Below are 11,731 nucleotides of genomic sequence, written 5' to 3'. Positions count from 1 at the left end.
CCCCCGGACTTACAGGGGCGCCAGCGGCGCGACGGTTTCGGGGATCACCGGGGCGGACGCGGCCTGGGGATGATCCAGGGCATCCTGGACGCGGGCGAGCTCGCGGCGCAGGCGATTGATCTCGCGGCGGCGGCGCAGCATGGACGTGGCCGCCATCAGCAGGCCGAAGGCCACGCCCAGGACGAAGGCCGCGAGCATCACGACGATCAGCGGAACCTGGCTGAGGACGTGGTCGGCGAACAGGCCGACATCCACCGGCGCCGTGTTCTTGAGGGCGAAAAGCAGCACGATGACAAAGATCACCAGCCGCAGAATCCAGACCAGGTAGCGCATGCGACAAGCTCCTCGGGGCAATCCCGCCATTGTAAACGGAAAGGGAATCGGTAATGAAAACGGGCGGGGCCTCGCAGGAGGCACCGCCCGTCGTATCGGCCGCGATGGCGCGGCCCGGCCCGCGTCACATCATGCGGGCCTGGTACAGATCGGCCACGGTGGCGGGCTCGTCGGCGTCGCCGCCGCCGGGGCCCTGGTCCACGCGTTCGCGCAGTTCCTTGCCGGGCTTGAAATGCGGCACCAGCTTGGCCGGCACATGCACTTTTTCACCCGACTTGGGATTGCGTCCCACGCGCGGCTGGCGCCGCGAGAGGGAAAAACTGCCGAAGCCGCGGATTTCGATGCGCTGGCCCTGGGCCAGCGCATCGGCCATCGCGTCGAGGACCGTCTTGACAGCAAAGTCCATGTCGCGGGCCGCCAGTTGAGGATAGCGGCCCGCCAGCACGGCGATGAGTTCGGACTTGGTCAGGCCAGGCATCACTCGTCGCGCTGCTGGTCGAGCTTGGCCTTCAGCAGGGCGCCCAGGTTGGTGGTGCCCGACGAGGCGCTGGCTTCGGTCATGCGCTGGATGGTTTCGGCCGTCTCGGCGTTGTCGCGGGCCTTGATCGACAGCTGGATCGAACGCGCCTTGCGGTCGATGTTGATGATCATGGCTTCGACCTGGTCGCCGGCGTGCAGGACCGTGGTGGCGTCCTCGACGCGGCCGGCGGAGATTTCCGAGGCGCGCAGGTAGCCTTCGACGTCCACGGACAGCGTCACGACGGCGCCCTTGGGTTCGACGGACTTCACGGTGCCCGACAGGACGGCGCCCTTGTCGTAGGTGGCCACGAAGTTGTTGAACGGATCGCCTTCGAGCTGCTTGACGCCCAGGGAGATGCGTTCCTTGTCGGTGTCGATGCCCAGCACCACGGCGTCGATCTCGTCGCCCTTCTTGAAGTTGCGCACGGCCTCTTCGCCGGTCTCGGACCAGGAGATGTCGGACAGGTGCACCAGGCCGTCGATGCCGCCGGGCAGGCCGACGAACACGCCGAAGTCGGTGATCGACTTGATGGCGCCGTGGACCTTGTCGCCGCGCTTGAAGTTGGAGGCGAAATCCTCCCAGGGGTTCGGGCGGCACTGCTTCATGCCCAGCGAGATGCGGCGGCGGTCTTCGTCGATTTCCAGGACCATGACTTCGACTTCTTCGCCCAGGGTCACGACCTTGCGCGGATCGACGTTCTTGTTGGTCCAGTCCATTTCGGAGACGTGCACCAGGCCTTCGATGCCGGCTTCGACTTCGACGAACGCACCGTAGTCGGTGAGGTTGGTGACCTTGCCGAACAGGCGGGTGCCTTGCGGGTAGCGGCGGCCCAGGCCGATCCAGGGATCTTCGCCCAGCTGCTTGACGCCCAGCGAGACGCGGGATTTTTCCTGGTCGAACTTGAGGACCTTGGCTTCGATTTCCTGGCCCACCTGCAGCACTTCGGAGGGGTGGCGGACACGGCGCCAGGCCATGTCGGTGATGTGCAGCAGGCCGTCGATGCCGCCCAGGTCCACGAACGCGCCGTAGTCGGTGATGTTCTTGACGATGCCCTTGACGATGGCGCCTTCGTGCAGCGTTTCGAGCAGCTTTTCGCGTTCCTCGCCCATGCTGGCTTCGAGCACGGCGCGGCGCGACAGCACGACGTTGTTGCGCTTGCGGTCGAGCTTGATGACCTTGAATTCGAGGGTCTTGCCTTCGTAGGGGGTGGTGTCCTTGACGGGACGCAGATCGACCAGCGAGCCCGGCAGGAAGGCGCGGATGCCGTTGGTCATGACCGTCAGGCCGCCCTTGACCTTGCCGGTGATGGTGCCGTTGACCAGTTCGCCGGATTCCAGGGCCTGTTCGAGCTGCAGCCAGGCCGACAGGCGCTTGGCGCGGTCGCGCGACAGGATGGTGTCGCCGTAGCCATTTTCCAGGGAATCGATGGCGACGGAGACGAAGTCCCCGCCCTGCACTTCCAGGTCGCCCTGGTCGTTCAGGAATTCTTCGAGGGGGATGTAGGCCTCGGACTTGAGGCCGGCGTTGACCACGACGAAATTGTGGTCGACGCGCACGACTTCGGCGGAGATGACCTCGCCGGAGCGCATGTTCTGATCCTTGATGCTGGCGGCAAACAGATCGGCAAAGCTTTCACCGCCCAGGGCGGCTTCGGTGGTAAGGGTGGACATGAACGATAGATCCATACGCCCCGAGGGGCAATCATGACACGCCGGACAAAACGCCCGGCGGAGTGAACAACATCCCGCCGCGGGGAAGACGCCGGAAAAAGGCGCCTTCCTCAGGCGGGCCCGCGTGCAGACCAGAGATCCAGCACTTGACGCACCACGTCATCGATCCCCTGATGGGACGAATCCACGGTGACCGCATCCGCCGCGGCAACAAGCGGCGCATGCGCCCGACCCCGGTCTCGTGCATCACGAGACCGCAGGTCTTGCAAAAGGTCGTCTAGGTTAGCAGAAAAACCCTTGTCCTTCAACTGCTTATGGCGCCGTTGCGCCCGCACCTCGACGCCCGCGTCGAGGAAGATTTTCAGGGGGGCGTCGGGGAAGACCACGGTGCCCATGTCGCGCCCGTCCGCCACCAGGCCCGGCGCCCGGCGAAAGTCCTGCTGGCGCGCCAGCAGCGCCTCGCGCACCGCCGGCCAGGCGGCCACGCGCGAGGCCAGGTTGCCGACCGCTTCCTGGCGGATCAGGCGGCCGACGTCCTCGCCGCCCAGGAAGACGGTATCGGACTCGAAGCGCGCGTCCAGGTGCCGCGCCAGCCGGGCCGCCTGGGCCTCGTCGCTGCCGTCGCCGCCCTCGCGCAGCACCGCCAGGGCGGTCAGACGGTAGAGCGCGCCGCTGTCGAGCACGTGCCAGCCCAGGGCCCGGGCCACCCGCTGGGCGATCGTGCCCTTGCCCGAGGCCGTGGGGCCGTCGATGGTGATGACCGGCGCGCTCCGCGCCGGGGCGCCGCCGGCGGGATCCGCGGCCTCCAGCAGGCGGCGGAAGTCGGTGAAATAGTCCGGATAGGTCTTGCTGACGCAGCCCGGGTCCAGGATGGTCACCGGCACCGGGCCGAAGGCCGCCAGCGAGAAGCACATCGCCATGCGGTGGTCGTCGTAGGTGCGGATCTCGGCGGCGCGCCAGCCGTCCGGCGGCAGGGGATGCACGGTGAGGCTGTCGGCGTCGGATTCCACGCGCGCGCCCAGGCGGGCGAGTTCGGCGTGCATGGCGGCGATGCGGTCGGTTTCCTTGACGCGCCAGCTGGCGATGTTGCGCAGCCGGCAGGGGCCGTCGGCATACAGCGCCAGCACGGCGGCGGTCATGGCGGCGTCGGGAATCAGGTTGAAGTCCCGGTCGAAGGCCTTGAGCCGCTCGCCGGCGGCCACCACGCGGCCCCGCACCGTCAGGGCGCCGGCCTCGCGTTCGACCCGCGCGCCCATGGCCTCGACCACCTCGGCGAAGGCCACGTCGCCCTGGATGCTGTCGCCGCCCACGCCTTCGATGCGGATCGGACCGCCCGCGATGGCGCCCAGCCCGAGGAAGTACGAGGCGGACGAGGCGTCGCCCTCGATGCGGTAGCGGCCCGGGCTGCGATAGCGCGCGTCGGCCGGGATGGTGAAGCGTTCCCAGCCCTCGCGCCGCACGCGCACGCCGAAGCGTTCCATCAGGTTCAGGGTGATGAGGATGTACGGCTTGGAGATCAGCGGGCCGTCCAGCTCGACGACCACGTCATGGCCGGCGCGGCGGGCCGCGATCGGCGCGGCCATCAGCAGCGCCGTGAGGAACTGGCTGGACACGGAGCCGCGCACCCGCACCGGCCGGCGCGCGTCCAGGCGCCCGCGGCCGATGCGCAGCGGCGGATAGCCGTCCTGGCCCTCGTATTCGATCTCGCAGCCCAGGCCGCGCAGCGCCTCGACCAGGTCGCCGATGGGCCGTTCGTGCATGCGCGGCACGCCCGAGAGGCGGTAGTCCCCGCCCATCATCGCCAGGGTGGCGGTGAGCGGCCGGAAGGCCGTGCCCGCGTTGCCGAGGAACAGGTCGGCCTGTTTCTGCGGCCAGTCGGCGGCGCCGTCCAGGCTCAGCCGCTCCGGGCCGTCCGGGCGCAATTCCAGGCCCAGACCCTGCAGGGCCGCGCGCATGACCCGCGTGTCGTCGGAATCGAGCAGGCCTTCCAGCCCGGTCGTGCCTTCGGCCAGCGCCGCCAGCAGCAGCGCCCGGTTGGAAATGCTCTTGGATCCCGGCAGCGTCACCGTGCCGCGCGCCCGCGCGGCCGGCGCCAGGCACAGGGAAGGTTCGCGCCCCGCGGCGCCGGTCGTGTTCATTGCATCTGGCTCCTGCCGCCCCAGAACCGGCGGGCGAGCGCCGCCTGTTCGAGCAGGGCTTCGAGCGCGGCGGGGTCGGGCTCGCCTTCGAGGGTCGCCCGCAGCAGCCGCAGCGCCTGGTCGAAGCCGTCCAGTTCGCGCAGCACCGCCGCCCGGTTGGAAAGAAAGATGTCGCGCCAGACCTCGGCGGAGCCCGCCGCGATCCGGGTGAAGTCCCGGAACCCCGTGCCGGCCAGGCTCAGGCGCGTATCGGCGTCGTCGGCCCGGACGATCTGGGCCATGTAGGCGGCCGCCAGGAAATGCGGCACGTGGCTGACGGCCGCCAGCGCCCGGTCGTGAGCTTCGGGCGTCATCAGCGCGATGCGCGCGCCGCAGGCTTCCCAGACCCGGATCAGGCGATGCTGCAGCAGGCCGGGCGTGTCCTCGAACGGGGTCAGCACGACCTTGCGGCCGTGGTACAGCATGGGATCGGCCGCCTCGGGGCCGGTCATTTCCGAGCCCGCGATGGGGTGGCCGGGGATGAACTGCGCGTGGCGCTCGCCCAGGATGTCCAGGGCCAGGCGCGCCACGTCGGCCTTGGTGCTGCCGGCGTCGGTGATCAAGGTGCCGGGCCGCAGCACGGGCGCGAGGTCCCGCAGGACCGGCGCCATGGCGCCCACCGGGGTGGCGAGGAAGATCAGGTCGGCCTCGGCCGCCGCCCGGGGCAGGTCGGCGATCTCGTCGATCAGGCCGAGGTCGCGCGCGCGCTGGAGCGAGGCGGGGTTGCGGCCGACGCCCAGCACCCGGCCCGCCTGCCCCACCCGGCGCAGGGCCGCCGCGAACGAGCCGCCGATCAGCCCCGTGCCGACGACGGCCAGCACCCGAACGAGCGGAACGGAACCGGGGTCGTCGTTCATGCCTGCAGCACGGCCTTCAGGGCATCGAGGAGGCGGGCGTTTTCCTCGGGCAGGCCGATGCTGACCCGCAGGTGCTCGGGCAGGCCGTCGCCGGCCACGGGGCGCACGATGACGCCCCGGCGCAGGAGCTCGCCGTTGATGCGGGCGGCCTCGCCCACGCGCACCAGCACGAAATTCGCGGAGCTGGGCACGAAATCCAGTCCCAGTGCGGCGAAGCCTTCCTGGAGCTGCGTGCGGCCCGCGCGGTTCAGCGCATAGGTGCGCGCCAGGAAATCGGCATCGTCCAGGGCGACGCGCGCGGCGAGCTGGGCGAGGACGCCGACGTTGAAGGGCTGGCGCACGCGGTTGAGCAGGTCGGTGAGCGCCGGCTGCGCCAGGGCGTAGCCCACGCGCAGCCCCGCCAGGCCGTAGGCCTTGGAGAAGGTGCGGGTGACGATGAGGTTGGGGAATTCGCGCACCCACCGCGTGCTGTCCGCGCGCTCGTCGGGATCGAGATATTCGTCGTAGGCTTCGTCCAGCAGCACGACGACGCGCTCGCCGTGCCGTTCGCGGACGGATTCCAGGAAGGCGCGCACGCGCGGGCCGGACAGATGGGTGCCGGTGGGGTTGTTCGGATTGGCGATGAACACCAGCCGCGTGTCCCCGGCGACCGCCGCCAGCATGGCGTCCAGGTCGTGGCCGTAGTCGCGCGCCGGCACCATGAGGTGGCGCGCGCCGCGGGCCTGGGTGGCGAGGCGGTAGACCACGAAGGCGTGCTGCGCGTAGACGGCCGACGTGCCCTCGTCCAGCAGCGCCAGGGAGGCGAGCTCCAGCAGGTCGTTGGAGCCGTTGCCCAGCGTGAGCCAGTTCGCCGGCACCTGGTGGCGCGCCGCGAGCGCGGCCTTCAGCTCGAAGCCGTTGGGGTCCGGATAGCGGCCGTGCAGGGCGCCGGCGGCCTCGGCGAGCGCCGCGCGCACGCGGTCCGAGCAGCCCAGCGGGTTTTCGTTGGAGGCGAGCTTGATGATGCCGGCCGGGTCCAGCCCGTATTCGCGGGCGAGTTCCTCGATCGGCTTGCCGGCCTGGTAGGGAGCGATGGCGCGGACGTGGGCGGGCGCCGGGATGTCTGTCATGGATGCGACCTCATTGCCGGGGGTAGGATCCCAGCACCTTGAAGAAGGCGACCTGCTGGCGCAGTTCGGCCAGGGCCTGGGCGACGGGCTCGTCCTCCCGGTGGCCCAGCAGATCGACGTAGAAATAATATTCCCACTGCCCCGTGCGGGCGGGGCGCGACTCGAAGCGCGTCATGGACACGCCGTGCCGGGACAGCGGCGCCAGCATGTCGTAGACCGCGCCGGCGCGGTTGGGCACGGCCAGGACCAGGCTGGTCTTGTCGCGGCCGGTGGGCCCGGCGTCGCGCGGCCCGACGGCCACGAAGCGGGTCTGGTTCTGGGGATCGTCCTGGATGCCGCTGACCACGGCGCTCAGTCCCCAGGCGGCGGCGGCCGCGTCGCCGGCGATCGCCGCACAGGTGGGGTCTTCCGAAGCCATGCGCGCCGCCTGGGCATTGCTCGCCACGGGCAGGCGCTCCAGTTCGGGATGGTTGCGGCTGAGCCACGCCTGGCACTGGGCCAGGGCCTGGGGATGCCCCAGCACCCGGGTGACGCCTTCCAGCCCGCCGGTGCGGGTGAGCAGGTTGTGGTGGATGCGGATGGTGCGCTCGCCCAGGACCTTCAGCGAGGAATTCAGCAGCAGGTCCAGGCTGCGGTTGACCGCGCCTTCCGAGGAGTTTTCCACCGGCACGATGCCGACGTCCGCCTGCCCGGCCTCGACGGCGCGGAAGACCTCGTCGAAGGACTCGCAGCGCAGGCCGGTGATGGCATGGCCGAAATGCTCGTAGGCCGCCTGTTCGGAAAACGAGCCCTGCGGCCCCAGGAAGGCGGCGGTCAGCACGCTTTCCAGGCCGCGACAGGTGGAGATGATCTGGCGCCAGATGGCGGCGACGGCCTCATCCGGGACCGGCCCGGGGTTGTCGGACTGCAGCCGCCGGATGATGAGCGCCTCGCGCTCGGGCTTGAGGATCGGTCCGGCGGCGTCGAACGCCTTCTTGACCTCGCCGACCTCCAGGGCCGCGCGCGCGCGCTGGTTGAGCAGGTCGAGGATCTGCGTGTCCAGCGCGTCGATGCGCTGGCGCAGGGGTTCCAGCCGGGACTGGAGCGTATGTTCATCCGCCATGGCGGGCCTCGAAGTCCTTGAGAAAATCGATCAGGGCCCGCACGCCTTCCATGGGCATGGCGTTGTACAGCGAGGCGCGCATGCCGCCCACGGCCTTGTGGCCCTTCAGGGCCAGCAGCCCCGCGGCCTCGGCCTCGGCCAGGAAGGCGGCGTTCAGCGACTCGTCGCGCAGGAAGAACGGCACGTTCATGCGCGAACGCCAGGCCGGCGCGATGCGGTTCTCGTACAGGTCCGAGCCGTCCAGGTAGTCGTACAGGGCGCGCGCCTTGGCTTCGCTGGCGGCGTCCATCGCCGCCACTCCGCCCTGGCGCAGCAGCCACTTGAAGACCAGGCCCGCCACGTAGATGGCATAGGTGGGCGGCGTGTTGAACATGGACTGGGCGCCGGCCACGTTGGCGTAGTCGAACACCGAAGGGCACTGCGGCAGCGCATGGCCGATCAGGTCCTTGCGCACGAAAGTCAGTGTGACCCCGGCCGGGCCGGCGTTCTTCTGCGCCCCGGCGTAGACCATGCCCAGCCGCGAGAAGTCGATGGGCCGCGACAGGATGTTGGACGACATGTCGGCCACCAGCGGCACGTCGGGCGCGCCCAGGGCGGCCATGTCGGGCATGACGGGCTGTTCGATCCCGCCGATGGTCTCGTTGGCGCACAGGTGCAGATAGGCCGCGTCGGGGCGGACCCGCCACCGGGCGTGATCGGGCAGCCAGCACCAGGGGCCGTAGCGCCGGCCGTCCACGACGGTCTCGGATTCGGCCGTGGCGGCCACCGCGATGTCGCCGTAGCGCGCGGCCTCGTTGAAGGACTTGCGCGCCCAGTGGCCGCTCAGCACGTAGTCCGCCCGGCCCAGGCCGGCGCGGCCGATCAGGTTCAGCGGCACGATGGCGTTCTGCGCCGAGGCGCCGCCCTGCATGAACAGCACCTCGAAGTCGTCCGGCACCGCCAGCAGGGCGCGCAGGTCGGCCTCGGCCTCGTCGCGGATGCGGCTGTAGTGCTTGCCGCGGTGGCTCATTTCCATGACCGAGGTACCGCTGCCGTGCCAGTCGCACATTTCGGCGGCGGCCTGCTGCAGGACTTCGAGCGGCAGGGTGGAAGGGCCTGCGGCAAAATTCCAGGGGCGGTTCATGATTCCTGATCCTCGTCGGGTTGGGGTTCGGCCGGGCCTTCGGCCGCCGGGGCGCCGCCGCCCGGCGATTCCGGGCCCGCGCCGGCGGTCTCGGTGTCCTCGTCCTCGTCGGCGTCGCTCTCGACCACGCGGCGCACGCCCGACAGCAGGCTGTTCTCGTCCACGTTGATCAGCGTGACCCCCTGGGTGGCGCGGCCCATCTCGCGGATCTCGGAAACCCGCGTGCGCACCAGCACGCCGCCGGTGGTGATCAGCATGATCTCGTCCTCGGGCTGCACCAGCACGGCGCCGACGACCTTGCCGTTGCGCGCCGAGGTCTGGATGGCGATCATGCCCTTGGTGCCGCGCCCATGGCGCGTGTATTCGACGATGGGCGTGCGCTTGCCGTAGCCGTTCTCGGTGGCCGTCAGCACGCTCTGGGTCTCGTCTTCCGCCACCAGCAGGGCGATCACGGACTGGCCGTCCTCCAGCGACATGCCGCGCACGCCGCGCGCCGTGCGGCCCATCGGGCGCACGTCGTTCTCGTCGAAGCGCACGGCCTTGCCGGCGTCGGAGAACAGCATCACGTCGTGCTGGCCGTCGGTCAGCTCGGCGCCGATCAGGAAGTCGCCCTCGTCCAGGCCGACGGCGATGATGCCGGCCTTGCGCGGGTTGGAGAAATCCGACAGCGGGGTCTTCTTGACCGTCCCGCGCGAGGTGGCCATGAAGACGTAATGGTCGTCGCTGAAGGCCTTGACCGACAGCACCACCGTGATGGTCTCGCCATCGACCAGCGGGAACATGTTGACGATGGGCCGGCCGCGCGAATTGCGCGAGCCCTGCGGCACTTCCCAGACCTTGAGCCAGTAGACGCGGCCCCGGTCGGAGAAGCACAGCAGGTAGTCGTGCGTGTTGGCGATGAAGAGCTGGTCGATCCAGTCGTCTTCCTTGGTGGCGGTGGCCTGCTTGCCGCGGCCGCCGCGCTTCTGCGCCCGGTATTCGGACAGCGGCTGGCTCTTGATGTAGCCGCTGCGCGACAGCGTCACCACCATGTCCATGGGGGTGATGAGGTCCTCGGTTTCGAGCTCCGTGGCGTTGTATTCGATTTCCGAGCGGCGCCGGTCGTTGCTAGCGTTGGAGAATTCGGCGCGGATCGCCTGCAGTTCGTCGCCGATGATGGCGGTGACCCGTTCCGGACGGGCCAGGATGTCCAGCAGGTCGGCGATGGTGTCCATGATCTCACGGTATTCGCCGACGATCTTGTCCTGCTCCAGGCCGGTCAGGCGCTGCAGCCGCATGTTCAGGATTTCCTGGGCCTGGACTTCGGACAGGCGGTACTGGCCGTCGGCCTGCAGGCCGTATTGCGCGTCCAGGCCTTCCGGGCGGTAGGCCGCGCGCCCGCCCGAGGCGGCGTTGGCGTCGGCGCGTTCGAGCATCTCGCGCACCAGCGACGAATCCCAGCTGCGGTCCATCAGGGCCTGGCGCGCCACCGGCGGCGTGGGCGCCGCCTTGATGATGGCGATGAAGTCGTCGATGTTGGCCAGGGCCACCGCCAGGCCTTCCAGCACGTGGCCGCGCTCGCGCGCCTTGCGCAGCTGGAAGATGGTGCGGCGGGTGACGACTTCCCTGCGGTGCTGGAGGAAGTACTGCACCATCTGCTTCAGGTTCAGCAGGCGCGGCTGGCCGTCGACCAGCGCCACCATGTTCATGCCGAAGGTTTCCTGCAGCTGGGTGTTCTTGTAGAGGTTGTTCAGGACGACCTCGGGGACCTCGCCGCGCTTGAGCTCGATGACCAGACGCATGCCGTCCTTGTCCGATTCGTCGCGGATGTCGGAGATGCCGTCGATCTTCTTTTCGTTGACCAGCTCGGCGATGCGCTCCTGCAGGGACTTCTTGTTCACCTGATAGGGGATGGCGTCGACCACGATGGCCTGGCGGTTGCCGCGCTCCATGTCCTCGAAGTGGACCTTGGCGCGCATGATCACCCGCCCGCGCCCGGTGCGGTAGCCCTCGCGCACGCCGGCCATGCCGTAGATGATGCCGCCGGTGGGGAAATCCGGCGCGGGGATGCGTTCGATCAGCTCGTCGATGCTGCAGTCGGGGTTGCGCAGGCAGTACAGGCAGCCCTCGACGACCTCGGACAGGTTGTGCGGCGGGATGTTGGTCGCCATGCCCACCGCGATCCCGGCGCTGCCGTTGACCAGCAGGTTGGGCAGGCGCGAGGGCAGCAGCAGGGGTTCCTGTTCGCTGCCGTCGTAGTTGGGGCCGAAGTCCACGGTTTCCTGGTCGATGTCGGCCAGCAGCTCGTGGGCGATCTTCGACAGGCGGACTTCGGTGTAGCGCATGGCCGCCGCGTTGTCGCCGTCGATCGAGCCGAAGTTGCCCTGGCCGTCGACCAGCATGTAGCGCAGCGAGAAATCCTGGGCCATGCGCACGATGGTGTCGTAGACCGCGGAATCGCCATGGGGGTGATATTTACCGATCACGTCCCCGACGATGCGCGCGGATTTCTTGTAGGCCCGGTTCCAGTCGTTGTTCAGTTCGTGCATGGCGAACAGTACCCGCCGGTGCACGGGCTTGAGCCCGTCGCGCACGTCCGGCAGGGCGCGCCCCACGATCACGCTCATCGCGTAATCCAGGTAGCTGCGCCGCATTTCGTCTTCGAGCGAAATGGGCAGCGTCTCTTTGGCGAAAGAATCCATGGCGTATCCGAAAAACCTTCAGGCTTGAATGACTGGACCGAACGGAGCCCGGGCCAATCGATGATTCTATCATTCAGCCTCCCTGCTCCAGGCGGGCCGGTCCCGGCGGACCGCGCCGGCCCCCGCGGCCGGCATCCGGGCCGGTCCGCCGGTCCGGGT

The 11,731-nt window shown here is 69.4% G+C and carries 9 protein-coding genes; all 9 read right to left on the bottom strand.

Translation table 11 applies throughout. From position 1 onward, the window contains the following. Positions 1–9: 9 nt before the first annotated feature. Positions 10–333 (bottom strand): LapA family protein, encoded by a 324-nt coding sequence (locus BN940_RS06895; RefSeq protein WP_043681460.1) that lies wholly within the window; start codon positions 331–333, stop codon positions 10–12. 124 nt (positions 334–457) lie between these two features. Further along, entirely contained in the window at positions 458–802 is a 345-nt protein-coding gene (locus BN940_RS06890; protein WP_043686171.1) for an integration host factor subunit beta, read from the bottom strand. Between the two features lie 8 nt (positions 803–810). Then, positions 811–2,523 carry a 30S ribosomal protein S1 gene (gene rpsA, locus BN940_RS06885; protein WP_043686168.1) on the bottom strand — a complete coding sequence of 571 codons (1,713 nt, stop codon included), beginning with the start codon at positions 2,521–2,523 and terminating at the stop codon, positions 811–813. A 110-nt stretch (positions 2,524–2,633) separates the two neighbouring features. Beyond that, a complete protein-coding gene (locus BN940_RS06880) occupies positions 2,634–4,661 on the bottom strand; it encodes a bifunctional 3-phosphoshikimate 1-carboxyvinyltransferase/cytidylate kinase (protein ID WP_052355665.1) in 2,028 nt (675 codons plus the stop codon). Continuing rightward, positions 4,658–5,557, bottom strand: coding sequence for a prephenate dehydrogenase (locus BN940_RS06875; protein WP_043681456.1), 900 nt, complete (start codon positions 5,555–5,557; stop codon positions 4,658–4,660). Before BN940_RS06875 ends, BN940_RS06880 begins: the two co-directional genes overlap by 4 nt. Beyond that, positions 5,554–6,666, bottom strand: a complete 1,113-nt coding sequence (gene hisC, locus BN940_RS06870; protein WP_043681453.1) for a histidinol-phosphate transaminase — start codon at positions 6,664–6,666, stop codon at positions 5,554–5,556. The genes BN940_RS06875 and hisC overlap by 4 nt, the downstream gene beginning before the upstream one ends. Positions 6,667–6,676: 10 nt before the next feature. Further along, positions 6,677–7,768, bottom strand: a complete 1,092-nt coding sequence (gene pheA / locus BN940_RS06865; protein ID WP_043681450.1) for a prephenate dehydratase — start codon at positions 7,766–7,768, stop codon at positions 6,677–6,679. Then, entirely contained in the window at positions 7,758–8,891 is a 1,134-nt protein-coding gene (serC, locus tag BN940_RS06860) for a 3-phosphoserine/phosphohydroxythreonine transaminase (RefSeq protein WP_043681447.1), read from the bottom strand. Before serC ends, pheA begins: the two co-directional genes overlap by 11 nt. After that, entirely contained in the window at positions 8,888–11,572 is a 2,685-nt protein-coding gene (gene gyrA, locus BN940_RS06855) for a DNA gyrase subunit A (protein ID WP_043681444.1), read from the bottom strand. Before gyrA ends, serC begins: the two co-directional genes overlap by 4 nt. Between the last annotated feature and the right edge of the window lie 159 nt (positions 11,573–11,731).

The organism is Castellaniella defragrans 65Phen (assembly GCF_000612685.1).
GTDB classification, from domain to species: Bacteria; Pseudomonadota; Gammaproteobacteria; order Burkholderiales; family Burkholderiaceae_B; genus Castellaniella; species Castellaniella defragrans.
Note: the sequence above shows the minus strand (reverse complement) of the source record. Positions and strands in the feature narration are given on the sequence as shown.